Source organism: Bifidobacterium sp. JNUCC 75, assembly GCF_054819865.1.
In genome coordinates this window covers 1,877,920-1,903,906 of the sequence record NZ_JBTHIF010000001.1, presented here as the reverse complement: position 1 = coordinate 1,903,906, position 25,987 = coordinate 1,877,920, and the positions used below count along the sequence as shown (strand labels likewise).

Below are 25,987 nucleotides of genomic sequence, written 5' to 3'. Positions count from 1 at the left end.
TGGCATGATACCGGCTGCCGAAAGTCCGGTACCGTGAATGGACACACTCAGATGGGCAACCCGGAGCGAACCACCCAGTCTGCATAGAAGCAGACCAAGGCCAACAGGACGAAGATCAGGTCCACCATCCAGAACCGGACAACCACCTTGGACTCCTGCCAGCCCATCAGCTCGAAGTGGTGGTGGATGGGCGCCATCTTAAAGACCCGCTTGTGGGTGAGTTTGAAGTAGCCCACCTGGATGACATCGGAGGCGGCCTCTCCCACAAAAAGCCCGCCCAGGATGACCGCCAGCAGTTCGGTATGAGTAGCGATGGACAGGGCTGCGAAGAGCCCGCCAAGAGCCAGGGATCCCGTATCTCCCATGAAGATGGAGGCCGGATTCGTGTTGTACCAGAGGAAGCCGAAGCAGGCCACAGCCGCGCAGCAGGCGATGATGGCCAGGTCCAGGGGGTCTGAGACAGCGTAGGCATGGCCTGGATGGCCGCCGCCCTTCAAGTGGTAGCTCTCCCAGAAGGCGATGATCGTGTAACCCACGAAGGCGATCATGGAGGAGCCCGACGCCAGCCCGTCCAGGCCGTCAGTCAGGTTGACCGCATTGCTCCAAGCCGTCATCAGCAGATTGACCCAGATGATGAATAGCACCACAGACAGGACGCTGCCCGCCATTCGGAAGTCAATGATGGGCTGCTCCACGAAGGATATGCCCGCCTGTGCGCTGGGATAGCCATTTTTGGTGGGCAGTTTCAGGGCGAGCACTGCGTATATGGTGGCCAAAATAAACTGGCCGGTGAACTTGGCCCTGACCGACAGGCCCAGGTTCTGCTTCTTGCGCACCTTGGCGAAGTCGTCAATGAAGCCCAGTAAGCCCATGGAGAGCATGGCGAACAGAACCAGCATGGCCGACAGGGACACGGATTCCCCCCGCGACAGGTAGCGGTAAAGCGCCGAGGCTGCCCAGCCCAGCAGGATGGCCAGGTTGATAACCAGCCCGCCCATGGTCGGCGTACCACGCTTGACCAGGTGGGACTTGGGCCCGTCCTGGCGGATGTACTGGCCGTAGTGCAACCGATGGACCAGCCGTATCAGCAGGGGGGTCCCCGCCAGCGTCACCACTAGGGCGACCAGGATTCCGATGATGAGGGCAATCACAGTGTGTACTCCAACTCTTGGATTCTGTCCTTGAACATTAGACCCCGCTGCGGGGATGCCAGTAGATTCATAGCTCAGCCCTGCCACCGGTCGGCCAGAGCGGACAGGCCGGACATGTGCGAGCCCTTGAGCAGGACAAGATTCTTCCGGTCCGAATGCTTGGCGCACAGACGGCGGACCATCTGGTCAGCCTGGTCAGCGTCCTGAGCAAAGAGCACCCGCATGGCCCCCGGCTGATCATCGCTCGGATCAGATGGGCCGCCGGCACCACGGACCAAGGCCTGGACCAAACCGTCCATCTGCTGATTCCGGCAACCCACTGCGACCAATGCATCAATGTCCTGACGACGGCAGTAGGCACCGATCTCCTGGTGCAGCTGCTCCCCTCGATCGCCCAGCTCAAGCATGACCCCCAGGACCGCTATCCGATAGACCGGGCCATCGAATCCCCTCCAGGCGGCCAGGGCATCCAGACCTGCCCGCACGGAGTCGGGATTGGCGTTGAAGGAATCATCGATCAGAGTGAAGGAGGCACCCGGCAGCTGGACCGAAGACACGGCCATCCGATGCGGGCTGATCCGGCGCTGTCGACCGAGCTCATCGGCGATGCGCTCTGCGTCCAGACCCAGGGCATGGGCCACCGTGGCGGCAGCCAGGGCGTTTATGACATTGTGCCGTCCCGGGATGCCCAGACGAAGCCGAACCGGCTGCTGGCCACACAGGCGCAGCTCGAAGGTCGGCCTGTCCAGGCTGTCACTGTCCAAGTAGCGAGCCGAACCATCCAGGTCGCGGTCCTGCCCGCTGTCCTCAGTGGCCAAGCCAAACCGCAGAACAGGCCCAGAGGCCAGATCGGCCATGGCCGCCACCCGGGAATCGTCTGCATTGAGCACGGCGGTCCCACCCGGCACCAAACCTTGCACGATCTCGCTCTTGGCTTGGGCGATGCGCTCCACGGAGCCGAATTCACCCAGGTGGGCCACCCCCACCTTGAGGACCAGGGCCATGTCCGGAGGAACAATCCTGGTAAGGCTGGCTATCTCGCCCACGTGGCTGGCACCCATCTCCGCCACAAGGTAGCGGGTGTCCGGCCCGACCTCCAAGGCAGTCAGAGGAAGACCGATCTCGTTGTTGAAAGACCCGACCGGAGCCACCACAGAACCCAACAGGCCCAGCAGGGAAGCCAGCAGATCCTTGGTCGTGGTCTTGCCGACAGAACCGGTGATGCCGATGACCGTGAAGGGGCCTGAGTCCTTGCGCCGACGGTCTATGTTGGCCCGTGCCAGCAGCCCCAGGGCAGCAACCGTATCGTCCACAAGAATCTGCGGCAGGTCAGCGCCCGGAACGAGGTGATCGACCAAGGCCGCGCGGCAGCCCTTGGCCCCCAGGCCGGGAACATAGTCATGCCCGTCCACGTGCTCGCCCTTGATGGCTATGAAGAGCCCATCGGCTTCCACCTGCCGGGAGTCCGTCACCACCCGCATGCGCACAGACCTGCGATCGGGTTCGCGACCAGGACCGGCCTCGACCAGCCGACCGTGCACATATTCGACGACCTCTTCCAGGGTCATAGGCATGGACCCGGCCCCTACAGACTGACTCATCCTCACCTCTCAGGACATTTCACGGGAGACGCGCAGGGCGCTCCTGATGTTGTTGCGTTTGACGCCGGCGGCCATGGTCATGGCGATGCACAGGGACAGGTCGTCGCTTTCTGCGTCTGCGGGCAGGGACTGGCGGGCCAGTCCGTCTGATTCCTCGTTGCGCCGGGCCACGATGGTGTGCCCGCCCAGGTTGAACCCATATCGGCGGGCCTTGGAAATCAGCCGCAAGTGTCGCATATCGCGGGTGGAGCCCTCCTGGGCGCCCAGAGCCACCACATCCAGATCCACCGCCTGCAGGGCATCCTTGGCCAGGGTCTGTTCATCCACGGAGATGACTACAGCGGCCGCCCCGTCCTCCAGCGTAATGGACAGACTGCGCTGCACATCGAACATGCTCAGGGGATATTCGAGGTCCAACCGGCGATCCAGCGAATACGAGCCCTTGGCACTGAGAATGCCGACGGGATTGCCCAACACGTGCAGGAAGTCGGCCAGGAGATCCACCTGGTCCTGCACCTGGGAACCGACCAAGGCGAAGACAGCCAGGGCTCCCGAAGGATCCCCTGCGGCATTGGCCAGCAGCTGGCCCATCTGCCAGGGGTGCATGGTGCCGAAGAGCAGGGGTATGCGGGCTCGTCCCACCTCTTGGCGAGCCGAAGTCGGCAGCAGGGCTGCATAGGCCCCACGGCGCTCGGCCTCCTCGATCATGCCCTGGTCCACCTGCTGGTCTGCAGGCACGTACAGGCTGCCGGGGCGCACTGAGGGCAGGTCGTCCACCAATGAGGTAACCGTGACTGGTTCAGCGAAGTCAGGGACCAGGGTCAACCCGTAGCGCCCTTTGAGCTGCCCCAGGGTCAACCGTCGGGAGATTGATTCACTCAGCGCGCTCATGCTGCAATCTCTCCTTCGTCCGGGAACGCCATGATGCCTGCCGGTATCACCATGTTACCGGGATAGCATCGGTCCTTGGCTGCGACGCGGGTACCTGGTATTTCTGCATAAGGAATTCACCGATCTGGGCAAAGATGGGTCCGGCGGTCATACTGCCGAAAACCCCATCGCTACTGTGAGGGTTCTTCAGCGCCACAGTGACCACAAAATGGGGGTCGTCGGCGGGCAGGATCCCCACCCAGTCGCTGATGATGCCGCCCAGGTGACCCGAGCTGTCAGCCACCTCGGCGGTTCCGGTCTTGGAAGCCACCCGATAGCCTTCCACCTTGGCCGTGTTCTCGTACTTCTCGGCCACCGATTCCATGCCGTTCATGACCGCAGCCGCAACCTTCTCATCCACGACCCTGACTTGATTGGCTTTGACCGCGCCCTGCCCGCGGATGATGGTCTGGTCGGACCGGACCCCCTTGTTGGCCAGGGTGGCGACAGCATTGGTCAACTGAACGGCGTTGGTGGCATAGCCTTGGCCGAACAGAACCGTGTTACGGGTGCGGCGGTCCCAGGTCTGAGGCGTGGTCAGCAGGCCCTTGGACTCCCCTGGCAGGCCCAGGGCCGAGGCCTGACCGATGCCGAAACGGGTCAGATAGTCGTAACGCTTCTGATCAGAGTAGTGATCCGCGGCCATGATCATGCCCACGTTAGAGGAGTTCTGCAAAATGCCGGCCAGGGTCCAGTGCTCGGCGGGATGGTAGAAGGCGTCCTTGTACTGCTGGTTGTCCACGGTGATGTGGTCGGGCACGGTGAAGCGGTCGCCCATGGAGTGCAACTGCTCCTGGAGCATGCCTGCGGCAGAGATGGTCTTGCCTATGGAACCGGGCTCGAAGGTCTCCGCGACCGCCCTGGAGGAGTTGACCTTGGCCTGGTCGCTGCCCGCCTGGTAATCGTCAGTGTCGGCCAGGGCCACGATCTCATTGGTGCGGGTGTCCTGAACCACCGCCAAGCCCCAGTCCGCCTGATAGCGCTGGCAGCCTGACTTGAGGACCTGACGAACGTACCAAAGCACGTCCTGATCAATGGTCAGGGTCACGTCCTTGCCGTTGACCGGATTGCGCTGACGGGTCAAGGTTCCCGGGATCTCCTGGCCCAGCATTCCCTGCTGATAGACCGTATAGCCGTCAGTGCCGGTCAGCCGCCGATTTTCCATCTGCTCGATCCCGGCCACGCCCTTGCCGCTGTCGTCGATGCCCCCGATCAGGGCCCCCATCAGATCCGCATGCGGATAGGTGCGTTCACTGCTCAGCTCGGCCGTGATGATCCCCTGCAACCCGAGCTTGTCAATAGCGCGCTTGGCCTCGGGAGTCACCCGCTTGGCCAGGACCACATATCTTCCAGGGACGCTGAGCTTGCCACCCAGCTCCATGGCGTTCATCCCCAGGGCCGGCGCCAGGAGGCGGGCCACGCCGGCAGCACCGTCGGCGCCCACTGGATGACCCTTGATACTGTGGCAGTCGCTTCCTGTGCGCTTGGTGCAGTTGATAGGTATGAAGGAAGCCGCAGCCTCGGGGTCACCAATGATGTTGTAACGCTCCAGGCTCTGGGCCAGCACCCGGCCATTGACATCCAGAATGCGGCCACGCTGGGCCTTGATGGTGTGCGGCACGGTGCGACTCGCCGCAGCGGCCTGGGCTATGGACCTTCCATCGAAGAGTTGGATGTAGGCCAGCTTGCCCAGGGCCAATGCAGCCACCACGATCAGGATCAGGCCTACAGACAACGAACGCTTGCAGAAGGAGATGTGCCAAGAACCCTTGGTTCCCTTGCGGCTCATGGTTGCCCCGCCTTGCCCTGGGCGTTCTGAGGAGGCTTGTAGCCCTGCAGATCGATGGAGTTCAGACCCTGCTGGGGCTGCATGCCCAACTCCTGGGCCTTGTCCGGCAGGGAGGCCTGGAGCTGGTCGAGCTTGTTCTGGTCATCCTGGACATCCTGGTTGAGATTACTGATCTCATGCTGGACCCGGGTGGCCTCGAAAGAGTCCTGAACCATCTGGGTGCGCAACATCAGGGAACCGAACATGCAGGCTGCCAGAAAAACAACCGAGGTCATGATACGCAGCAGAGGATTGCCGCGGGTTCGCGTCCAGCCGATCAGACGCCGGGCTCCCTCAGCCACTGGACCTCGTTCCGGCTGGCGCGCCTTGCCTGCCTTGCCTGTGCCCTTGATCAGACTGAGCTCAGGCCTGGTGGGCATCTCTTGGATGCGGGGATGCCCTTTGTCCGGGGATGCCTTGGAACGGACTGAACGTGCTGGCATGCTCATGACCGGCGCCTCGATTCCGAACCATGGCCAACATGGCGGTGGCGACCATCTGAAACCTCACCACGTGCCTCGGCCTGAAGCCGACGACGACGCTCCTCGGGAATGGATCCGATCATCTCCACGGCCCGCAGGCGTACTGAGGCGGACCGGGGGTTGCGTTCCCGCTCGGCAGGATCGGCCTTGATGGCCCCATGAGTCAGATCCGACAGATAGGGGCGGGCCTGATCGGGCACCACCGGCATGCCTGCCGGCAGGTCCACATGCAGCCCGGGCGCCATGAAGCGCTTGACCATGCGGTCCTCCAGGGAGTGATAGGACTCCACGACCAAACGACCTCCCTGAGCCAGTCGCAGAATGGCCTGGGGCAAGGTGCGCCTCAGACGGTCCAGTTCCCCATTGACCTCGATGCGCAGCGCCTGGAAAACCCTCTTGGCCGGATTGCCCGGGGGACGGTGGCCACGCGGCACGACCCTGTCGACCAGGCGGTCCAGCTGCGCCGAGGTGGTCAGTGGCTGTTCCTGCCTGGCCTCGATGATGGCCCGTGCGATGCGTCCTGCATAGCGCTCCTCCCCATACCGGGAGAAAATGTCGGCCAAGTGTTCCTGGTCATACTCGGCCAGAACCTGCGCGGCCGTCAGCTCCTGGCTGGTATCCATGCGCATGTCCAGCGGAGCGTCCTGCCGGTAGGTGAATCCCCTGTCGCGCTGGTCAATCTGCAGGGAGGAGAGCCCCAGATCCATGAAGACCAAATCCACCTGGCCTACTCCCAGCGCATCCAGCTGCTGGTCCAGCTGGTCAAAGGGGGCGTGCACCGGCGTGAAGCGATCGGCAAGACCCTCGTCACGCATCCGGCCAGTGGCTAGACCCAGGGCCTGACGATCCCTGTCAATGCCTATAAGACGGGCCTCAGGGCAGGACCTGAGGAAGGCGGTGGCATGACCAGCCAAACCCAGCGTGCAATCCACAGCCACCGCCCCCGGGTGCTCCAAGGCAGGCCGAGCCAGTGCAAGGCAACGCTCCAGCAGAACGGGACGGTGGACCATGCCCCTGTCCACAGCTTCCTGGTCGAGTGGATTGCGATTTTCCATGAGGGTCTCCATCAGCAATCCACCGCCGGAAGAACATCGTCAGCGATATCGGCGTAGCCCTGCTCCTTGCTCTCCAAGTAGGCAGTCCAGGAATCCTGATCCCAGATCTCAGCACGGGTGCCCACACCGATGACCACAACAGGGCCGGTCAGCCGTGCATAAGATCGAAGCATGGGCGGGACCAGGATGCGGCCCTGCTTGTCAGGGACCTGGTCGACGGCGCCGGACAGAAATACACGCAGGTAGTCTCTGGCCGACTTGTCGCCCATGGAGGTGTGTTGGATGCGCACGGCCATCCGCTGAAATTCCTCAGGGGGCAACAGAGTGACGCAGCGTTCCTGGCCGCGGGACATAACCAGGCCCTGACCCAGCTGAGCGCGGAACTTGGCCGGCAGAGCCAGGCGGCCCTTGGAATCCATCTTGGGCGAGTAGGTGCCCAGAAGCATGGGCGGCAGGGAAGGCGAGGCGGCATCTGCGTTGTATGTATCGGCCATGCCCCACCTCCAATGCCAGTTTGGTAATCAAGAGACGGCCCCATCGGGTAGCGTCCCCTACGCAATGCTCCCCACTTTACCCCACTTATCCCCATTGCTCACCACCGCGGCACCACTTCAGGCCCAAACCCAACCATTTGCCTCACCAAAGGGTCCGCCTCGGCGTTTCGCCACCCGGCAAAGACGATGCGACCAAGGGTCTGCCGGGCTGAAAAAGTAGAGGTCGAGCGGTATATTGGATCATCCGATTTTTGAACATTCCACAGAACGGACACACATGTCGAGCTATTCCTCACAGCTGCATGAAGAGCAGGCGGCGGTGGACAGGGCCTACGGCCGTCTGGACGAGCTGCGGACGCAGGCCAGGACCAGACTGGACGCGGTTCGGGCCGCCGGCTCCCACGGATCCCCTACCCAGCGCACCGAGCGGGATTCCTTTGCCAACATGTATGAGGACCGGCTCACCCAACTGCGGGCCGTGGAGGACCGTCTGGTCTTCGGCAGACTGGATACTGACCAGGGCAGCCGGCGATATATCGGACGGCTGGGCCTTCTGGACAGCAACCACGAGCCCATCCTGACCGACTGGCGGGCCGAGGCCGCACGCCCCTTCTACGAGGCCACACCGGCGGACCACGGTGACATCGTCATGCGTCGGCACATCACCCTTAACTTCCGCCAGGTCACCGGCATCGAAGATGAGGTCCTGGACTTGTCGGCCCCTGAGGTAGACAAGGCAGCCCAGGGCGGTACGCTTGCCGGCGAGGGTGCGCTGATGGCCTCCCTGTCCAGCCGCCGGACCGGGCTGATGACCGACATCGTAGCCACCATCCAGGCTGAACAGGACCGGATCATCCGCTCCCCCATGACCCGCCCGCTGGTGGTCCAGGGAGGACCCGGCACCGGCAAGACGGCCGTGGCCCTGCATCGGGCAGCCTATCTGCTCTACACCCATAGGCGCAGACTGGAAAGTTCAGGCGTACTGATCGTCGGGCCCAGCAACGCCTTCCTGCACTACATCGACCAGGTCCTGCCCTCCCTGGGCGAGACCGGAGTGCTCAGTCGTACCTTGGGCGACCTCATCCCCGGCATCAGCACCGAACGCCAGGAGGATCCGCACGTGGCCCGGCTCAAGGGAGACATCCGCATGGCCGAGGCCGTAGCCAACGCCGTCGCCTCTCGGGAGCGGGTGCCTGCCTCCCTGCCCACGGTCAAGGTGGACGGGGTTGCCGTACCCATGCTTGCAGTTGACCTGGAACAAGCTTTGGTCGATGCCCGGCGCAGCCACCAGCCCCACAACAAGGCCAGAAACACCTTCGTGCGCTCGGCCCTGAACGCCATGACCGCCCGTTATGCCGAAGGAGTGGACTACGAGCCCGGAGCCGAGGAACTCGCCCGGGTCACCTCATTGCTGCGGCTTAACGACCAGGTGCGGAGGACCCTCAATCTGGCCTGGCTGCCTATGAACCCACGCTGGCTGGTCAACGACCTCTGGTCCAGGCCGGATCGTCTGCGCCGGTTCGCCCCCTGGCTGACCCCGGAACAGATTGACCTACTGACCCGCCAGGATGGTGCCGAATTGACCGTATCCGACATCCCCATCCTGGATGAGGCCATGGAACTGCTGGGCCCCGACCCACGCCAAGCGGATCGTGATCAGGCCGAAAAGGCCCGGCGTGAAGAGGAACGCCGGTTTGCCAGCGACACTTTGGCCCAGAACGGCATCGGCACAGGCATCGTGACCTCGCAGATGCTGCTGGATTCCATCAATGGCCAGGACGATAACCAGGCAGCCACTCAGGCGGCCGCCGACCGGGAATGGGTCTACGGACACATCGTGGTCGACGAAGCCCAGGAGCTGACGGCCATGGACTGGAGGATGCTGGTCCGGCGCTGCCCCTCCCGGTCCTTTACCATCGTAGGAGACGTGGCCCAGACGGCGGCCCTTGGCGGCACACGGTCCTGGGCCTCCACCATGGACACGCTTTTCGGTCCGGACGGATGGGACCTGAGGCAGCTGACCATCGACTATCGCAACCCTCGTCAGGTATCCAACCTGGCCTCCTCCTTCGCAGCCTCCGAGGGTCTCGAGGTTTCAACGCTGAAGGCAGTCCGCGAGGTTGAAGGATCGGTCAGCCACCTGCGAGCTGACGATCAGGCCAACCTGCTGGACCAGCTGCCTGCCCTGGTGGGCGAACTGACGGAACGCCATCTGGGCAAAGACGGTACCGGACGCCTGGCGATCATCGTTCCCAACGCTCTGGAAGCGGAGGTCAGCTCACGGCTGCATATTGATAAGGCTCAGGAGCACCAAATCACGGTCACTACCACCAGCCACACCAAAGGGCTGGAATTCGATGCCGTGGTTCTGGTTGAGCCTGGAGCCATCCAGAATGAAGCCCCTTCTAGGCTGAGCGCAGCGGCCGACCTTTATGTGGCCATGACGCGACCCACTCAGGAGTTGGTCATCGCCCAGACTTCTGAGGATCAGAGGCTGCTGGATCTGGGATGATGTACCTGGGTGCCAGGCCTGCATAATGCCTGGCTCCTCTGTTTATTCCCCGTCACAGTTCAATCCCGCCATAGGCCAATCCCATCGCACGCCCACAGAGGCAACTAGCCTGCTGCAATGTGGACCTGTTCCGGTCACAATGGCCGGTGGCAAAATTGCTAATTTCAGGACCGCACAGTAGGAGATTGGCTTTCAGCAGACTGATCTTCAGCGCGCAGGGTGTCAATGGCCTGCTGGAAGTCCTCCAGGTTGCTGAAGTTGCGGTAAACCGAAGCAAAGCGCAGGTAAGCCACCTCGTCCAGCTCCCTGAGGGGCTTGAGGATGGCCCTGCCAACCTCTTCCGAATCGACCTGAGCCAGGCCGCGTGAACGCAGATCCTCTTCAACCTGCTGGCCTAGGAGCTTCAGGTCATTCTCATCGATGGGCCTGCCCTGACAGGCCTTCCTCACGCCAGAGATGACCTTGTCGCGGTTGAAGGGCTCAGCATTGCCTGAGCGTTTCATGACCAGGAGGATTGAAGTCTCCACCGTGGTGAACCGACGCGAGCATTGCGGACACTCACGACGACGCCTGATGGCATGGCCGTCGTCACTGATTCGCGTATCTACAACCTTGGTATCGGGATTCTGGCAGAAAGGACAGTGCATATGCAATATCATAGCGCCTAAGGACCGCAAGACCCACGTATACCGGGCCTATCAGCATACAACCCTGGACATACTCCTCGAATTCAGCTAGTGCATTCATCCATGCGAAAAATCATTGAAGTCCCGTCATTTATTTCCTGGATCGAAAAACACTGCCTCAATCGTCACTGGGAATCAGAATTCGGTCACCAACGCGCAGATTGGGCGAGGACATATTGTTGATCTGCATGATACGGTCTACGTTTTTTGTGACATCCTCGCCTTGCGGAGTGATCGAAGTCGCAAAGGACCAGACATTATCACCCGGTCGAACCGTTCTGGTGACAACCTCCTGCGGTCCTGGAGCGGAGCTGGCCGGTCGAGCCATCCATCCGACCCCAGCAAGGGTCAGAGCGCCGACAGCCAAAGAAACCGCGAATCTACGCACAATGACGCCTACAAAACCTTGCCCGGACACACATACTTTTGCAGCTCCAAGAAGACGAGCCATGACGGACGAGAACACAGATCTTACATACGCCCGGCAGGCCGAAAACAGGTTCGACGGCGCAGACATGCTGGAACTGGCACAGGTACGAACAACCATGGCACACCTCTTTCGAACATTTGTTCTATCGAACAGATGTTCTCATTCTGGCACCGCGATAGTCATTTGGCAAGGCCGATTCGAACATTTGTTTGATTTTTCACTTCAAGCGGGTTAGACTGAGTTCAGTTTCCTAGGAAAGGAGCCCATCGTGAGTACCATCCCTTTTGTCGGATCCACGCCCATGGGCTCTCTCAACCAATCCACTGCGTCTAAGAGCACCGACTCTCAGAAAACAGCCGAAACTTCAGCCATGAACACAACGAAAGAAAAAGCAGCCGGCGCCGAGAGCCTGAAGCATGGGTCCAGGCCCAAGCTGACTGATCGCCAGGCCAGGGTGTTGGAAGCTATCAAGCGGCACCTGTCAGAGCGTGGATTCCTGCCCTCCTATAGGGAAATCGGCAAAGACGCAGGACTACGCAGCACTTCTTCCGTCAAGCATCAGCTTCAGGTCTTGCAGGATCTGGGATACATTCGCCTGACTGCCAACAAGGGCCGTGCCATAGAGCTGGTCCAGGACCAGCCTGAGCCGACTGCAGGAACCGCCAGGATCGTGCCCTTCCCTGACACGCAGACCGACGAGGCCATCATGCAATCGCGCGACGTGCCCCTGGTCGGCAGAATCGCCGCCGGTCAGCCCATTCTGGCCGAGCAGCATGTGGATGATGTCATGCGTCTGCCCGAACGTCTGACTGGATCCGGCGAGCTCTTCATGCTTGAGGTCCACGGGGATTCCATGGTCGATGCCGCCATCTGCGACGGAGATTTTGTGGTCGTCCGCCGCCAGCAGGAGGCTGAAAACGGAGACATCGTCGCAGCCCTGCTGGACGATGGGGCCACGGTAAAGACCTTCCGCCGCGAGGACGGTCACGTTTGGCTGATTCCCCACAACCCTGCCTACTCCCCCATTGACGGCACCCACGCCGTCATCATGGGCAAGGTGGTCACCGTCCTGCGCAAAGTCTGAAGGCTACATGTCCAAATGCTCGCCGCTACTGTCCCGGTGCCCCTGCTGTTCTATCTGAAAGGTAGTGTGCTCGACCGAGACTGGGAAATGATCACGCAGGCAGCGTTGCATGCTGGTCAGAATACGTTCGTTTTCGACAGGCGAGGTGCCCTGACGCACAATCACGTGTGCTGTCAGCTGCGGCAGGCCGGTGGAGACACTGTTGGCATGCAGGTCATGAACCTCAAGTACGCCGGGTACGCCCTCTAGGTGCTTCCTGACCTTGGCCATATCAAGATCCGCTGGGGTCTCCTCAAGAAGTACAGAGACGCTGCTGGCCAGCAATTTGATTGCGCGGGGAATCATCAGCAGAGCAATTACGCCTCCCGCTACAGCATCGAATCCAGCCCAGCCGGTGACCATCATGACCACGGCTGATACCAGGACCGCCACAGAGCCCAATGCGTCGTTGACCACTTCGAGAAAAGCGGCACGCATGTTCAGGTTGTCCTTATGGCCGGAGGCCAGGACCAGGATGGACCCCACATTGGCAGCCAGACCCAAGATGCCGAAGAAGAGCAGGAGCCCCCGTTGCTGGACCTGGTCCCGCCCGGGTGACAAGAGCCGCAAGACGGCCTCTACAATGGCGTAAATTCCCACAGCCAACAGAACCAAAGCCCCGCCAGCCGCCGTGATGACCTCCAGACGGGACCAGCCCCAGGTCCGCCGATTTGTGGGGCGGCGTTCCATCAACACAGCGGTGACAGTGGATGCGATCAGCACGGCCATGTCGGTCATCATGTGCCCAGCGTCGACCAGCAAGGCCAGGCTGCGGGTGACCAAGGCGCCGACGACTTCAGCTACGAAGACCGACCCAGTTAGAGCCAAGGTCGTCAGCAACTGTCGACGATGGGCGGATCCGCCACCCTGAACAACACCTTCATGAGCGCTCATGCATACCCCGTTTCATCAATCACCAAGGTATGCCACCAGGGACTGCGAGGCAAGAGTTTTCTGTGAAATACTCAGAAGCCGAACTTGCTTGCCGTCTCCTTGAGGGTCTCGGCGGAACGCTTCAGAGCGGCCAGCTCGCCGTCGCTCAGCGGGGTGTTGATGTGGGTGTTGACCCCTTCGCGGTTGAGCACGCTGGGCACCGACATGCACACGTCCGATATGCCGTGGAAGTCTTCCAGCAGGGAGCTGACCGGCAGGATCCGGTCGGTGCCGTTCAGGATGGACTCGATGATGTCCACGCCGGACATGGCGATGGCGAAGTTGGTCGCCCCCTTGCCCTCGATGATCTGGTAGGCGGCGTTCTTCACCTCCTGGTGGATCTTCTCGCGCTTGGCCGCATCCAAAGGCTCATGGCCGGGCAGCTCCATCCAGTCGCACATGGGCACGCCGCCGATGGTTGCCGAGCTCCAGAGCGGGACCTCGGAGTCGCCGTGCTCGCCAGCGATGTAGGCATGGACGTTCTTGACATTGACCCCGGTCTGCTGACCGATCAGGTAGCGCAGGCGGGCGGAGTCCAGGTTGGTGCCCGAACCGAACATCTGGTTGACAGGCAGTCCGGACAGCTCCAGCGAAACCCTGGTGACAATGTCGACGGGGTTGGTGATCAGCAGGAAGATGGCATTGGGGGCCACCTCGACCATCTGAGGGATGATGGACTTCATCATATTGATGGTGGCGCCTGCCAGATCCAGCCGCGTCTGCCCCGGCTTCTGCCTGGCTCCGGCCGTGATGACCACCATGTCGGCATCGGCGCAGATCTGCGGATCATCCGAGCCGTCGATGGTGACCGTGGGGTAGAAGCTGGATCCGTGCTGCATGTCGCGGACCTCGGCCTCAACACGCTGGGCGTTGATATCCTCAAGAACGATCTCTCGAGCCACGCCGCGCTGGGCCGCTGAAAAGGCCAGAGTCGACCCTACGGCTCCAGCTCCCACGATCGCTAGCTTGGTTGGCTTGATTGATGATTCCGCCATATTTTATGGACCTCTCTTATCGGAACCCGATAAACGGGTTTGCCGCTGACAACATACGTAGTCTACCCAGCATAGGTGACCTGGTTCGCTTCTGCCCTTACGAGTTCAGTCCGGACGATGGCGTGTCACCCGCTGGAGCCTGCAAGGGCTTCTGATCAATGGCCTGGTCAAGCACGGCAGCCGCCAGCCGGTCATCCACGTCAGCGCTCAGCGCAACCCCATCGGCCCGGTATTCCAATGAATCCACCCGTCCCAACTGCCGTACCTGCTCCAGCAGGGAGCCGCTGGTATAGGGCAGGATGGCCTGGACATGCACAGCAGGGGCGGGCAACAACTCCTCCACCCGCCTGCGCAGAGCTTCCAGACCCTGACCCTGCCTGGCCGAGACCAGGAAGGCCTCCGGCTCAAGATTGGCAAGCCGCTGTCGGGCATCCTGGTCGATCAGATCCACCTTGTTGAAGACCAGCAGGCGGGGAATGGACTCGGCGCCGGGGATGTCTGCCAGTACGGCGTCCACAGCTCTGATTTGGCCAAAAGGATCGGGGTGGGAGCCGTCCACGACGTGCAGAATCAAATCGGACTGCCCCACCTCCTCCAGCGTGGATTTGAAGGCCTCGACCAGCTGGGTGGGCAGGCGGCGGACGAACCCAACGGTGTCCACATAGACGTAGATCCGGCCGTCTGCCGCCTTGGTGCGCCTGACGGCCGTATCCAGAGTGGCGAAGAGGGCGTTCTCCACCAGTTCCTCGGAACCGGTCAGCCGGTTGGTCAGCGAGGATTTGCCGGCATTGGTGTACCCCACCACAGCCACAGCCGGCAGCTGGTAGCGCCGCCGGGATCCGCGCTTGACCTGACGAGAGGGGGCCATCTGGGCGATCTGGCGCTTCAGCCGGGAAATCCGCCGTCTGATGACACGCCGGTCTGTTTCGATCTTCGTCTCGCCTGGGCCGCGCGAGCCTATGCCGCCGGCCTGCCCGGCAGCCTGGCCACCAGCCTGGCGGGAGAGGGATCCACCCCAGCCACGCAGCCTGGGCAACATATACTCCAATTGAGCCAGCTCCACCTGGGCCTTGCCCTCGCGGCTTGTTGCATGCTGGGCGAAGATGTCCAGAATCAGGGCCGTCCTGTCGACCACCTTGACCTTGGTGACATCCTCAAGGGCACGTCGCTGGGAGGGATGAAGGTCGTCATCGGTAATGATGGTGTCGGCGCTCAGCCGGGCCACAATATCTGCCAGCTCCCGCGCCTTGCCCGAACCCAGGTAGGTGGCCGGATCCGGCTTGACCCGCTGCTGAAGCAGTCCGTCAAGCACCTCGGCCCCGGCAGTCCTCGCCAGGGCAGCCAGCTCGCGCAGGGACTCCTCGGCCTGACCGACCGTGGTCCGCGAACCCGACCAGACGCCGACCAGGACCACCCGCTCCAGACGGACCTTGCGGTATTCCACCTCGGTCACGTCCTGGAGCTCACCCAGCCCCTCGACATGGCGGAAGGCATTGCGCCGACTGCGCTCCTCCCACTCCTGATCCTGGTCCTGCCCGGCCTGCCCTTCACTGCCGGTCAGTACCTCGGATTTGTGAGAGAGCGGGTCCTGATGGGCATCGTCAACTGCTGAACCATGCTCTTGGGTCGGTTTTTCTTGGGTCAAAGGCACCTCTGCGTTGATCTGTGGACTAGGGAACGAATCCGGTATAGGCGGAATCATGACACAGTCTTTATTATCATCTTCTTAGCAGACATCAGCGGGTGCCCGAGGGACGGGCAGACTTCAAAGACGGATGGGATGGACATGACGCACAGGGACCATGGCAGCAGCCGGGGGCAATCCTCCAGGACCGAGACGGACGGAGGCGAACAGTACTTCGTGGCCCGTCCGGCCTCCCCCGACCAACGGCGGACCATCAAGGTGGACTTGGCCGACCGCACCTGCCAGGTGGAGGTCTCTCACGGGGTCTTCTCGTCGGGCAGGCTCGATCTGGGCACTTCGGTCTTGCTCAAACGCGTCCCTCAGCCACCGACAGAGGGCGACTTTCTGGACCTGGGCTGCGGATGGGGGCCCATCGCCCTGAGCATGGCCATGCAGTCGCCCAAGGCCAACGTCTACGCTGTGGACACCAACCTGCGGGCCCTGGATCTGACTGCCCGCAACGCCCGATCCCAGGACCTTGACAAGGTGCGCACCCTGACCCCGGAGCAGGTGCCGGACGATTTGCGCTTCGATCTGATCTGGTCCAACCCGCCCATCCGAGTGGGCAAGACGGTCCTGCACGACCTGCTGATGACCTACCTGCCCAGACTGAAGCCCCAGGGCCGGGCCTATCTGGTGGTCCAACGCAATCTTGGTGCCGACTCCCTGATCCCCTGGCTGGCTGACGCCCTGGGCCCCGGTTGGACGGCCGAGAAGTATGCCTCAGCCAAGGGCTACAGGATCATCGAGGTGGGCCGGGCATGAGGTTCGAGTATCCTGCCGAGCTACCCATCAGCGCGGCCAAGGAGGACATCGTCCATGCCGTGCAGTCCTCCCAGGTGGTCATCGTCTCGGGTCAGACCGGCTCGGGCAAGACCACTCAGATCCCCAAGATCCTCCTGGAAATGGGTCGCGGCGACCACGGCCGCCAAATCGTGCACACCCAGCCCAGAAGGATCGCCGCCAGAACCGTAGCTGAGCGCATTGCCTCGGAGACGGGCACCAGGCTGGGCGACCAGATCGGCTACCAGGTGCGTTTCACCGACAAGTCCAGCCGCAGCACCCGCCTGCGAGTGGTCACCGACGGCATCCTGCTTGCGCAGATCCAGGGCGATCCCCAGCTGCGGGCCTACGACACCATCATCATCGACGAGGCCCACGAGCGCAGCCTGAACATCGACTTTCTGCTGGGGTATCTGACCGCCCTGCTGCCCAAACGGCCCGACCTGAAACTGATCATCACCTCGGCCACCATCGATTCGGTCAAGTTCCGCGATCACTTCGCCAAGGCCTTGCACGCTAAGGTGCCCGTACTCGAGGTCTCGGGCCGCACCTATCCGGTCCAGACCCTCTATGAGCCCGCCGGATCGGCTCCGGCCCTGATGCGACACGTCCCCGGATTCGACTCCGAGGATGGCCAGGACAGGGAGGATCCGGACATTCCCAAGGCGGTGGCCCGGGCCTGCGCCGAGCTGGTCATTCACTCCACCCACACGGACGGCCCCAGGGACATCCTGGTGTTCGCCGCCGGCGAGCGCGACATCCGCGAGTACGAAACCGCACTGCGGCGCCATTTCGGCCCGCGGACCTCCGACATGCGCCGCCCGGACGCTTTGGAGATCATCCCGCTCTTCGCCCGCCTGTCGGCCAAAGAGCAGCACCGGGTCTTCGAACGCCACGGCCATCAGCGCATCGTCATTGCCACCAACGTGGCCGAAACCTCCCTGACGGTGCCGGGCATCCGATACGTGGTGGACCCTGGACTGGCCAGGATCAGCCGATACTCCAAGTCGGCCAAGGTCCAGCGGCTGCCCATAGAGCCCATCTCCCAGGCTTCGGCTGATCAGCGTGCGGGCCGTTGCGGACGTGTGGCCGACGGCATTGCCATCCGCCTCTATGCCAAGGACGACTATGACACCCGCCCCAAGTTCACCGACCCGGAGATCCTGCGAACCTCCCTGGGTTCGGTCATCCTGCACATGCTCTCGGTAGGCGTGGCCCATACGGCCGAGGATGTCACCGACTTCGGCTTCATCGATCCACCCGACACGCGGGCAGTCAGTGATGGTCTGCGTGAACTGACCGAGCTGCAGGCCATCTCCCGCCAGCAAGGCCTTATCCGGCTGACCAAGCTGGGACGACAGCTGGCCAGGATCCCCATCGACATCCGTCTAGGCAGAATGATCCTGCAGGCCGGCCAGGATGCCACCCCGGACACCCTGGCCGCCGTTCTGGTGGTCGTAGCCTTCCTCTCCCTGCAGGACCCTCGTGAACGCCCGGAAGAGAAGCGCGAGGAGGCCGACCGGATTCATGCCCGCTACGAGGACCCCTCCAGCGATTTCCTGACGGCACTGAACATCTGGAACCGCTTCTTCCCGCAGGACAAAGAGCCCTCCAACGGAGCTCTGCGCAAGGCCTGCAAGCAGGAGTATATGGCCTTCCTGCGCATGCGGCAGTGGCATGACCTTTACCAGCAGCTGACCCAGATGTGCCGGGGTCTGCATATGAAGGTAGGCTCCCCCGTCCCCGTCAAAGCACCGGATCAGGCCCTGCTGGCCCTGCCTATTGGGCAGCAGGCAGCCCATGCCCTGGTCTGCTCCTGGGACGACCAGGGCATCCACCGGTCCATGCTGGCCGGTCTACTCTCCAGCATGGGCATGCAGGTGGTCCACGAGCCCAAGGCTTCCGATTTCGCTGGCCTGCATGGCGCAGCACGGACCAAGGCCATGAAACGGGCGCGCCGGCAAGCCAAGAACGACTATCAAGGGGCGCGCGGCACGCATTTTGCCATCTTCCCCGGTTCTGCCCTGGCCAAGGCCAATCCGCCTTGGATCATGGCTGCCGAGTTGGTGGAGACATCACGGCTCTGGGCACGTTGCTGTGCGGCCATCGATCCGGCCTGGGCCGAACCGCTGGCCAAGTCCCTGACCAGGACCACCTACGCCGAACCCCACTGGTCGGCCTCCCGTGGCGCCGCAGTGGCCACTTCCAAGGTCCTGCTCTACGGCCTGCCCATCGTGCGCGACAGGACGGTCCAATGGGCCCGGATCAACCCCGGCCAAGCCCGGGACATGTTGATACGCCAGGGCTTGGTCCAGGGCGAAGTGCGCGAGCGCTTCCCGCATGACGGCTTCATCAAGGCCAACCGGCAGGTGCTCAGCGAGGCCGGCGAGCAGACCAGCCGGACTCGCCAGGTAACCAGCACCGTCACCGAGGAGGACCTTTACGATTTCTACCAGGAGCGCATTCCCCAGGAGGCCACATCACTGGCCGCACTGGGCTCTTGGTGGCGGAAGCATCACGATGCGGACCCGCACCTGTTGGACTTCGATCCTGACAAAGTGGAGCGTCTGAACGACCAGTCCGCCTCCTACCGACCCGGGGACTACCCCGACCATTGGCACACCTTGGGCATCGACGGTCGGCCCATGGATCTGCCCCTGACCTATCGCTATCAGCCGGGAGAACCGGATGACGGCATCACAGTTCACATCCCCTTGCACTGCCTGAACCAGCTGACACCCGGACAATTCACCTGGACAGTGCCAGGCCTTCTGGACGATCTGATCACAGCCACCATCAAGTCCCTGCCCAAGGCCCTGCGAGTCCAGTTCGTTCCCGCACCAGACGCCGCCCGGACCATCCGCGCCTGGATAGACGGTCACTATCCCCTGCTGCCCGGCACCGACCCTGCGTCGGCAGAACAGGCCACCTACGGGTCGGCAGAGCACTCTGTACCCAGGGATGAAAACGGTGCCGGAGCCATCCCCGCCGGGGGCTGGCCGGACTTCGAGCAGGCCTTCACCGCCGCTGCCATAGACACGATCGGAGCCCAGCTGCATCCGGAGGTCTTCACTCAAGCCAGGCTGGAACGACTGCCCGACTACCTGCGGCCCACCTTCCAGGTGGAGGATGATCGGCGCCAGGGCCACAGCCCCGGCCGCAAGAGCCAAGGCCGCCCCAAGGTCCTGGGCCGGTCCAAGTCCTTGACCGATCTGCAGCGTGACCTGGCCGGACAGGCCCGGCAGTCGGCCCGGTCCCGGGTGGACTCCCAGGCCAGCAAGGCCGCCCGTCAGGGTCAGGTGGTCAAAAGCGCCGATCTGCTCCACAAGTCCGGCGCCACGACCAAACCGCGCGAGGAACTGATCTGGCAGGCCGCCCTTGACAAGCTCCACCTGCCTGCACAGCGGATCTCCTCGCGCTGGCTGAGCCGGGAGGCCCTGATGCTGGCATCGGCCCCCTATCCCGATACCTCCGCCCTGGCCGAGGACTTGCAGATGGCCGCCGTCAAGCGCCTGATCCCCCACACCGAGGCCATCACCAACGACCAGACCCTGCAGGAGGCTGTGACCGGCGTCAGCCAGGTCTACGAGGACACTGTCTACCAGGTGGCCAAGGATGTGGTCGCCATTTTGGAGACCTCGGCCCAGGTGGACAAGGCCGTGTCTGGCCCGGCCGATCTTCCCCTACTCTCTGTCCTGCAGTGGATACGCCAGCATTCGGCGGATCTGGTAGCCAAGGGCTTCATCGGTGCCGACCCGCCCTATGCCATCCCCCGCCTGCGCACGTATCTGAAGGCGGATCTGATGCGCTTGGACAAGGCCCGCAGGGATAAGGACCGTGACGTACGATGGGCGTGGCAGGCGCAGACCGCCCAGGATTTGGTAGACCAGGCGGCCCAGGCGGCCCAGGCTCTACCCGCCGGTCCCGGACGAGACCAGGCCATGGACCGTGCGCGAAGGGGACGTTGGATGATGGAGGAGTACTTTGTCTCCATCTGGGCCCAGGAGTTGGGGACGGCCATTCCTGTCAGCCTGCAACGAATCAGGAAGGCGCTGGAAGAAAAACCATGAGCACAAGGCCATCGGGACGAAGACAAAGGGGCGGCACCAAACGCGGACGAATGACCCTCCGCCGCGCGCAGACCCTGGGGGCCACCCTGATGGCGATAGTCCTGGTGGTCGCCCTATGCATCCTGGCCGTCCGCTTCGTCTCCTACCGGCTGATGGTCGGCCGCGCCATCCGCCACCAGGAGCAGCTCTCCCAGGAGTACGTCTTCAATCCGGGCAGAATCATCACCGATCACCGCTTCCATGACACATTGGACATGAATGCCGACGACGTCCAGGCTTTCTTGGACCAGAAGGGGGCATCCTGCAACGGATCCACCTGCCTGCGCAGCCTGCATATGGATGTCCCTGACCGCCCCAGCGACGGTCTATGTGATGCCTACAAGGGCGGCAAGGGGCAGAGCGCGGCTCAGATCATCGACGGGTCCGCCCGCTCCTGTGGAATCAGTCAGAAGGTCCTTCTGACCATGTTGCAAAAAGAGCAGCACCTGGTGGCCACAGACCAGCCCGCCACCCAGGTCCAGCTCAAGTCGGCCATGGGCCTTTCCTGCCCTGATGATTCACACTGTGACGCCAGCTATGCCGGATTCTTCAACCAGGTCTACGGAGCCGCCCATCGATTCCGCTACTACCAAGCCCATCGGGACCATTACGCCTACCAGACCAAGGCCCTGAACGATGTGCGCTTCAGCCCCGATACCTCCTGTGGCAGCGGCAAGGTCTACATCGAGAACGATGCCACTGCCCTGCTCTACATCTACACGCCCTACCAGCCCAACGAGGCAGCGCTACGGGCAGGCGACGGCGAGGGCGACAGCTGCTCGAGCTATGGCAACCGCAACTTCGTCATCATCTACAACAGCTGGTTCGGCCGATCAGACCAGTAGGCCCCGGGTTCAAAGCTTGGGCAGGTAGTAGGCCAGCTCATAGGGGGTGACCTGCCGGCTGTATCCGGCCCACTCCCGGTGCTTGTTGCGCAGGAAGTACTCGAAGGTCTGCTCGCCCAGCACCTGGGCCACGAAATCCGACTTCTCCATGACCTTGAGCGCCGCGTCCAGGCTGTCAGGCAGGGGCTCGATGCCCATGGCCTGCCGCTCGGCGTCGGTCAGCTCCCAGACGTCGTCGCTGGTAGGCTCGCCCAGGGTCATCTTCTGCTCGATCCCGTCCAGTCCGGCAGCCAGCAGCACCGAGTAGGCCAGATAGGGGTTGGCCCCCGGATCCAGCCCGCGGAACTCCATTCTGGCCGAGTTTCCCTTGCCGGGCTTGTACTGCGGGATGCGTAAGAGGGCAGACCGGTTGTTGTGACCCCAGCAGACGTAGCTGGGTGCCTCAGCCCCGCCCCAGAGACGCTTGTAGGAGTTGACATACTGGTCGGTCACCGCGCAGATCTCGGCCGCATGGGCCAGAATGCCGGCGGCGAACTGCCGGGCCGTCTGGGACATGTTGAACTCCTGGCCCACCTCGTAGAAGGCGTTGGTGTCCCCCTCGAACAGGCTCAGATGGGTGTGCATGCCCGATCCTGGCTTATCGGTGAAGGGCTTGGGCATGAAGCTGGCGTAGATTCCCCGCTCCAGGGAGATCTCCTTGACCACGGTCCGGAAGGTCATGATGTTGTCAGAGGTGGTCAGGGCGTCGGCATAGCGCAGGTCGATCTCATTCTGCCCCGGACCGGCCTCGTGATGGGAGTATTCCACCGAGATGCCCATCTGCTCCAGCATATTGACGCAGGCCCGACGGAAGTCCATCCCCGGGCTACGGGGCACGTGGTCGAAGTAGCCGCCTTCGTCGATAGGGGTCGGGACCTGGGACCAATCATCCTGGTTCTCAAACAGGTAGAACTCGATCTCCGGATGGGTATAGAAGATGAAGCCCTTCTCCTTGGCCTTGGCCAGGGCCCGCTTGAGCACGTGTCGGGGATCCCCGCTGCTGGGCTCGCCGTCCGGGGTGAGCACGTCGCAGAAGATCCGCGCTGTGCCCTGTGGCCCGCCCCTCCAGGGAAGTATCTGGAAGGTGGACGGATCTGGCTTGACGATCATGTCGTCCTCGGAGACCCTGGTCATGCCCTCGATGGCCGAGCCGTCGAAACCCAGCCCCTCCTCGAAGGCCACCTCCAGCTCGGTGGGCGCTATGGCCACCGACTTCAGGGTGCCCAATACGTCAGTGAACCAGAGACGAATGAACCGGACATCGCGCTCCTCGACAGTGCGCAGCGCGAACTCCTCTTGCTTATCCATAGAGCTTATGCTCCCATTCCTATATTTCGCAGACTTGCTTATAGCGTTAACAATGACCCGAGACCAGGTTCAGCGCCTGTTGCAAGGTGAAGGCCCCCTCATAAAGGGACTTGCCCAGGATAGCGCTGTCCACGCCCCGATCGGCCAGGTCCAGAATCCTGCTCAGGTCATCCAGGCTGGATATGCCCCCAGAGGCGGTCACCTTGGCCGGAGTCCGGTCAGCCACTTGACCCAGCAAATCCAGGTTGGGGCCGGTCATCATCCCGTCGCGTGTCACATCGGTGACCACGTATCGGCTGCACCCGTCCCGGTCCAGTCGCTCCATGGCATCAAAAAGGTCCCCACCCTGTCTGGTCCAACCCCGGGCGGCCAGGGTGTGTCCGCGTACGTCCAGACCCACACAAACCCTTTCGCCGTAACGACCCAGGACCTGGCTGGTCCACTCTGGATCCTCCAGAGCCGCCGTGCCGATGTTGACCCGGGTGGCACCTGCGTCCAGGGCAGCCTCCAGGCTTGCATCGTCGCGGATGCCGCCGCTGAGCTCCACCTTGACACGATCCCCCAGTTCGTTGACCAGGGCAGCCAGCTTGTCACGGTTGTCTCCGGTGCCGAAGGCCGCATCCAAGTCGACCAGGTGGAGCCACTCGGCACCTTGGTCGACCCAAGTCTTGGCTGCATCGGCAGGCTCACCGTAGACCTTCTCGGAGCCGGAGATCCCTTGCCTTAGGCGAACCGCCTTTCCGTCGCGGACATCGACAGCCGGTAAAAGCGTGAGCATCTCATTCACCTTTCTCGCAGGAGAGTCCGAAAGCCCCAGAAAGGGTCCGTACCCAATTGGTCAGCAACCGTGCTCCGGCCTGGCCGGACTTTTCAGGATGGAACTGAGTGGCGCTCAAGGGTCCGCATTCGTAGGCCGCCACGAACCTGCTGCGTCCATAGGTGGCCCAGGTAACCAGCGGTTCACCGAAAGAAGCACCCTGTGAAATCTTTTCAGACACTGACTGAGCTAACCTTGGCTGGCTGTCACTCGTTCGAGTAAATGCTGACACTCGTAGGGACAAATCGGGCTGGGTCCCAACGGATCGGTCATCCCCCTTCGCCGCCATGGCGGCATAGGAGTGGACGAAGTAGAAGCGTTGATCCTGGACCCCTGCCAAGAGTCGTGTTCCCTGGGGCGCCTGGACATGATCCCAGCCCATATGGGGCACTACATCAGCGTCCAGTTTCGTCACCCGACCGGGTATCAAACCCAGACCGGGCTCGCTGTGGCCGTCCTCGTCCCCGAACTGGAACATGACCTGAAGGCCTATGCAGACCCCAAGAACCGGCAGCCCCTGGGCCAGTCGATCCAGGATGATGCGGTCGCCGCCGACAGCCCGTAACCCCGCCATGCAGGCCCCGTAGGCCCCCACTCCGGGAATGACCAGGCCGTCGGCCTTCATGGCCAGGTCCGGGTCGGCGCTGATTTGCGCATCAACCCCCAGCTGGGAGAGGGCATGCACCATGGATCTGACATTGCCGAACCCATAGTCAAGCACCTGTATCCTGGTCATGTTCCTCCTAGCCAAGCCGTTTGCTTGCGCGATTACTCGACGCGACCCTTGCGAGTCGATCCTCCGGCCCCGAACCTGGTGTGCGAGGCGATGATGCCCATGGCCTTCTCGCGGTTGTACTCCCCCGAGTCGAAGATGGCGGCTCCATCCTGGCGCAGCCTATCCACTGTGGTGGTCCCGATCATCAGGTCTTCTACGAAGTCTGCAGTGGCGGCAAAGAGGATGGGCGGCGCGAGCGTCTGTCCCGACTGCCCGCTGATCCATAGGGTCACCTCGAGCTTGTCCGCCCGGTTGACGGCCAGGATGGCGCTGAGCCCGGATACGACCGTGGTCAAATCGCGGATGGCTGCCTCGGGTCCGTCCCCGTCCAGATTTCTCAGGACGGCCACAGCACCCTCACGGGCCTGGATGCAATAGGCGGAGATATCGGATATCTGGCAGAAAGCCGCCAGAAGCTCTGCCGATGCCAGGCGTGTCACCATTACGGCGGCCTTGGCCCGGTTGCCGATCAGGCCTTCAAGCTCTTGGTCGAAATCGGCAGCAACGCCATCAGCCCCATCCGGTTTCACCGAAGATTCGTCAGCGGGCGCGGAATCCAAACCAGCCTCGTCATCCACGCCTGATCCGGAGTGATCAACGGGCTGATCCGCTTGATTCTGGCCCTCATTGAACTCAGCCTCAAAGCTGGCCAGAGCCCGCTCAACCTCTTCCTCACTCAGATGATGGCCGGAATCCGGCAGGTCTTGATCCCTGCTGTCATTGTTGTCATATTCATCCGCGCTCATAGCGACCCCTTGGTGCTGGGGATGCCCTTCACCCTGGGATCAGGCTCCACCGCGAAGCGCAGAGCCCTGGCTACGGCCTTGAACTCTGCCTCGGCGATGTGGTGCGGATCTCTGCCCGACAAGAGGGTCAGGTGAAGGCAGATGCCGGCATGTAGGGCGATGGACTCCATGACGTGCCTGACCAAGGAGCCGGTGAAGTGCCCGCCAATCATGGCGTACTGGAACCCCTCAGGCTCGCCCGTGCAGACCGCATAGGGCCTGCCGGAAATATCGACCACGGCTCGTGCCAGGGCCTCGTCCAGAGGGACGGTGGCATCGGCAAAGCGCTTGATACCCCGCTTGTCGCCAAGGGCCTGAGCCAGGGCCTCGCCAAAGACGATGGCAACGTCCTCGACGGTGTGATGGACGTCGATCTGGGTGTCCCCGCTTGCCTTGATGGTCAGGTCGATCAGGGAATGCCTGCCCAGGGCCGTCATCATATGGTCATAGAAAGGAACCGAGGTGTCGATATCGGTCACCCCGGTGCCATCCAAATCCAGACTCAGGCTCACCTTGGATTCACTGGTCTGGCGGGTGATGGTGGCTGTTCTGCCTGCCATTGCTGCTCCTCCGCTTTCTGCCGCACACTCCAGTTCGCGCTGTATCTTCTGCGCGGCGTCTA

Annotated in this window: 21 protein-coding genes; 5 read left to right on the top strand and 16 right to left on the bottom strand. The window is 62.5% G+C overall.

Features of this window, described 5'->3' with window-relative positions; genetic code table 11:
- Window positions 1-47: 47 nt before the first annotated feature.
- The 7 genes from mraY to mraZ all read right to left on the bottom strand — a co-directional run bounded on the left by mraY (window position 48) and on the right by mraZ (window position 7,541).
- Window positions 48-1,151, bottom strand: coding sequence for a phospho-N-acetylmuramoyl-pentapeptide-transferase (gene mraY, locus ACVWNW_RS07545; protein ID WP_110425045.1), 1,104 nt, complete (start codon window positions 1,149-1,151; stop codon window positions 48-50).
- A gap of 74 nt (window positions 1,152-1,225) precedes the next feature.
- Window positions 1,226-2,752, bottom strand: coding sequence for a UDP-N-acetylmuramoyl-tripeptide--D-alanyl-D-alanine ligase (locus tag ACVWNW_RS07540; RefSeq protein WP_454482028.1), 1,527 nt, complete (start codon window positions 2,750-2,752; stop codon window positions 1,226-1,228).
- A gap of 9 nt (window positions 2,753-2,761) precedes the next feature.
- Complete coding sequence (locus tag ACVWNW_RS07535; RefSeq protein ID WP_046322684.1) at window positions 2,762-3,643, bottom strand: hypothetical protein; 882 nt, start codon at window positions 3,641-3,643, stop codon at window positions 2,762-2,764.
- 46 nt (window positions 3,644-3,689) lie between these two features.
- Window positions 3,690-5,471, bottom strand: a complete 1,782-nt coding sequence (locus tag ACVWNW_RS07530) for a peptidoglycan D,D-transpeptidase FtsI family protein (protein WP_454482025.1) — start codon at window positions 5,469-5,471, stop codon at window positions 3,690-3,692.
- On the bottom strand, window positions 5,468-5,959 hold the full coding sequence (locus ACVWNW_RS07525; protein WP_046322682.1) for a hypothetical protein: 492 nt from the start codon (window positions 5,957-5,959) through the stop codon (window positions 5,468-5,470). The genes ACVWNW_RS07530 and ACVWNW_RS07525 overlap by 4 nt, the downstream gene beginning before the upstream one ends.
- Entirely contained in the window at window positions 5,956-7,047 is a 1,092-nt protein-coding gene (rsmH, locus tag ACVWNW_RS07520; protein WP_454482023.1) for a 16S rRNA (cytosine(1402)-N(4))-methyltransferase RsmH, read from the bottom strand. Before rsmH ends, ACVWNW_RS07525 begins: the two co-directional genes overlap by 4 nt.
- Before the next feature lie 11 nt (window positions 7,048-7,058).
- Window positions 7,059-7,541 carry a division/cell wall cluster transcriptional repressor MraZ gene (gene mraZ / locus ACVWNW_RS07515; protein WP_198190607.1) on the bottom strand — a complete coding sequence of 161 codons (483 nt, stop codon included), beginning with the start codon at window positions 7,539-7,541 and terminating at the stop codon, window positions 7,059-7,061.
- Between the two features lie 277 nt (window positions 7,542-7,818).
- Between mraZ and ACVWNW_RS07510 the strand changes: the two genes are divergently transcribed.
- Window positions 7,819-10,053, top strand: a complete 2,235-nt coding sequence (locus ACVWNW_RS07510; protein ID WP_454482020.1) for a HelD family protein — start codon at window positions 7,819-7,821, stop codon at window positions 10,051-10,053.
- 164 nt (window positions 10,054-10,217) lie between these two features.
- Here the strand turns inward: ACVWNW_RS07510 and nrdR are convergent, their stop codons facing one another.
- Complete coding sequence (nrdR, locus tag ACVWNW_RS07505; RefSeq protein WP_198190605.1) at window positions 10,218-10,700, bottom strand: transcriptional regulator NrdR; 483 nt, start codon at window positions 10,698-10,700, stop codon at window positions 10,218-10,220.
- A gap of 839 nt (window positions 10,701-11,539) precedes the next feature.
- Between nrdR and lexA the strand changes: the two genes are divergently transcribed.
- Complete coding sequence (lexA, locus tag ACVWNW_RS07500) at window positions 11,540-12,253, top strand: transcriptional repressor LexA (protein WP_232346878.1); 714 nt, start codon at window positions 11,540-11,542, stop codon at window positions 12,251-12,253.
- 3 nt (window positions 12,254-12,256) lie between these two features.
- Here the strand turns inward: lexA and ACVWNW_RS07495 are convergent, their stop codons facing one another.
- The 3 genes from ACVWNW_RS07495 to hflX form a co-directional block, all read right to left on the bottom strand.
- Window positions 12,257-13,186, bottom strand: a complete 930-nt coding sequence (locus ACVWNW_RS07495; RefSeq protein ID WP_121913731.1) for a cation diffusion facilitator family transporter — start codon at window positions 13,184-13,186, stop codon at window positions 12,257-12,259.
- 71 nt (window positions 13,187-13,257) lie between these two features.
- Window positions 13,258-14,220 carry an L-lactate dehydrogenase gene (locus tag ACVWNW_RS07490; RefSeq protein ID WP_198207190.1) on the bottom strand — a complete coding sequence of 321 codons (963 nt, stop codon included), beginning with the start codon at window positions 14,218-14,220 and terminating at the stop codon, window positions 13,258-13,260.
- A gap of 97 nt (window positions 14,221-14,317) precedes the next feature.
- Window positions 14,318-15,922, bottom strand: coding sequence for a GTPase HflX (gene hflX / locus ACVWNW_RS07485; RefSeq protein WP_408610680.1), 1,605 nt, complete (start codon window positions 15,920-15,922; stop codon window positions 14,318-14,320).
- A gap of 84 nt (window positions 15,923-16,006) precedes the next feature.
- On the opposite strand from hflX, the gene ACVWNW_RS07480 reads away from it, so the two are divergent.
- The 3 genes from ACVWNW_RS07480 to ACVWNW_RS07470 are packed head-to-tail and all read left to right on the top strand — an operon-like array spanning window position 16,007 to window position 21,641.
- Window positions 16,007-16,669, top strand: coding sequence for a class I SAM-dependent methyltransferase (locus ACVWNW_RS07480; RefSeq protein WP_046323699.1), 663 nt, complete (start codon window positions 16,007-16,009; stop codon window positions 16,667-16,669).
- A complete protein-coding gene (gene hrpA / locus ACVWNW_RS07475) occupies window positions 16,666-20,757 on the top strand; it encodes an ATP-dependent RNA helicase HrpA (protein WP_198207194.1) in 4,092 nt (1,363 codons plus the stop codon). Before ACVWNW_RS07480 ends, hrpA begins: the two co-directional genes overlap by 4 nt.
- A complete protein-coding gene (locus tag ACVWNW_RS07470; RefSeq protein ID WP_198207196.1) occupies window positions 20,754-21,641 on the top strand; it encodes a hemagglutinin in 888 nt (295 codons plus the stop codon). Before hrpA ends, ACVWNW_RS07470 begins: the two co-directional genes overlap by 4 nt.
- Before the next feature lie 9 nt (window positions 21,642-21,650).
- Here the strand turns inward: ACVWNW_RS07470 and glnA are convergent, their stop codons facing one another.
- Genes glnA through hisB form a run of 5 tightly spaced genes read right to left on the bottom strand, consistent with a single transcriptional unit; the run spans window position 21,651 to window position 25,925 of the window.
- A complete protein-coding gene (gene glnA, locus ACVWNW_RS07465) occupies window positions 21,651-22,988 on the bottom strand; it encodes a type I glutamate--ammonia ligase (RefSeq protein WP_110425037.1) in 1,338 nt (445 codons plus the stop codon).
- Window positions 22,989-23,034: 46 nt separating this feature from the next.
- Window positions 23,035-23,766, bottom strand: coding sequence for a bifunctional 1-(5-phosphoribosyl)-5-((5-phosphoribosylamino)methylideneamino)imidazole-4-carboxamide isomerase/phosphoribosylanthranilate isomerase PriA (gene priA / locus ACVWNW_RS07460; protein WP_198207198.1), 732 nt, complete (start codon window positions 23,764-23,766; stop codon window positions 23,035-23,037).
- Between the two features lies 1 nt (window position 23,767).
- Window positions 23,768-24,541 carry an imidazole glycerol phosphate synthase subunit HisH gene (gene hisH, locus ACVWNW_RS07455; protein WP_454482015.1) on the bottom strand — a complete coding sequence of 258 codons (774 nt, stop codon included), beginning with the start codon at window positions 24,539-24,541 and terminating at the stop codon, window positions 23,768-23,770.
- A gap of 32 nt (window positions 24,542-24,573) precedes the next feature.
- Window positions 24,574-25,326, bottom strand: coding sequence for a hypothetical protein (locus tag ACVWNW_RS07450; protein WP_313840274.1), 753 nt, complete (start codon window positions 25,324-25,326; stop codon window positions 24,574-24,576).
- Entirely contained in the window at window positions 25,323-25,925 is a 603-nt protein-coding gene (hisB, locus tag ACVWNW_RS07445; protein WP_046322665.1) for an imidazoleglycerol-phosphate dehydratase HisB, read from the bottom strand. The genes ACVWNW_RS07450 and hisB overlap by 4 nt, the downstream gene beginning before the upstream one ends.
- Between the last annotated feature and the right edge of the window lie 62 nt (window positions 25,926-25,987).

Bases quoted from the DNA above. Each gene is read 5' to 3' on its own strand.
- hisH (WP_454482015.1), bottom strand. From the start codon at position 24,541: ATGACCAGGATACAGGTGCTTGACTATGGGTTCGGCAATGTCAGATCC.
- mraZ (WP_198190607.1), bottom strand. From the start codon at position 7,541: ATGGCCGATACATACAACGCAGATGCCGCCTCGCCTTCCCTGCCGCCC.
- ACVWNW_RS07480 (WP_046323699.1), top strand. From the start codon at position 16,007: ATGACGCACAGGGACCATGGCAGCAGCCGGGGGCAATCCTCCAGGACC.
- ACVWNW_RS07540 (WP_454482028.1), bottom strand. From the start codon at position 2,752: ATGAGTCAGTCTGTAGGGGCCGGGTCCATGCCTATGACCCTGGAAGAG.
- ACVWNW_RS07525 (WP_046322682.1), bottom strand. From the start codon at position 5,959: ATGAGCATGCCAGCACGTTCAGTCCGTTCCAAGGCATCCCCGGACAAA.
- glnA (WP_110425037.1), bottom strand. From the start codon at position 22,988: ATGGATAAGCAAGAGGAGTTCGCGCTGCGCACTGTCGAGGAGCGCGAT.
- ACVWNW_RS07535 (WP_046322684.1), bottom strand. From the start codon at position 3,643: ATGAGCGCGCTGAGTGAATCAATCTCCCGACGGTTGACCCTGGGGCAG.
- nrdR (WP_198190605.1), bottom strand. From the start codon at position 10,700: ATGCACTGTCCTTTCTGCCAGAATCCCGATACCAAGGTTGTAGATACG.
- ACVWNW_RS07530 (WP_454482025.1), bottom strand. From the start codon at position 5,471: ATGAGCCGCAAGGGAACCAAGGGTTCTTGGCACATCTCCTTCTGCAAG.
- ACVWNW_RS07495 (WP_121913731.1), bottom strand. From the start codon at position 13,186: ATGAGCGCTCATGAAGGTGTTGTTCAGGGTGGCGGATCCGCCCATCGT.
- hflX (WP_408610680.1), bottom strand. From the start codon at position 15,922: ATGATTCCGCCTATACCGGATTCGTTCCCTAGTCCACAGATCAACGCA.
- priA (WP_198207198.1), bottom strand. From the start codon at position 23,766: ATGCTCACGCTTTTACCGGCTGTCGATGTCCGCGACGGAAAGGCGGTT.
- lexA (WP_232346878.1), top strand. From the start codon at position 11,540: ATGAACACAACGAAAGAAAAAGCAGCCGGCGCCGAGAGCCTGAAGCAT.
- hisB (WP_046322665.1), bottom strand. From the start codon at position 25,925: ATGGCAGGCAGAACAGCCACCATCACCCGCCAGACCAGTGAATCCAAG.
- ACVWNW_RS07490 (WP_198207190.1), bottom strand. From the start codon at position 14,220: ATGGCGGAATCATCAATCAAGCCAACCAAGCTAGCGATCGTGGGAGCT.
- rsmH (WP_454482023.1), bottom strand. From the start codon at position 7,047: ATGGAAAATCGCAATCCACTCGACCAGGAAGCTGTGGACAGGGGCATG.
- ACVWNW_RS07450 (WP_313840274.1), bottom strand. From the start codon at position 25,326: ATGAGCGCGGATGAATATGACAACAATGACAGCAGGGATCAAGACCTG.
- hrpA (WP_198207194.1), top strand. From the start codon at position 16,666: ATGAGGTTCGAGTATCCTGCCGAGCTACCCATCAGCGCGGCCAAGGAG.
- ACVWNW_RS07510 (WP_454482020.1), top strand. From the start codon at position 7,819: ATGTCGAGCTATTCCTCACAGCTGCATGAAGAGCAGGCGGCGGTGGAC.
- ACVWNW_RS07470 (WP_198207196.1), top strand. From the start codon at position 20,754: ATGAGCACAAGGCCATCGGGACGAAGACAAAGGGGCGGCACCAAACGC.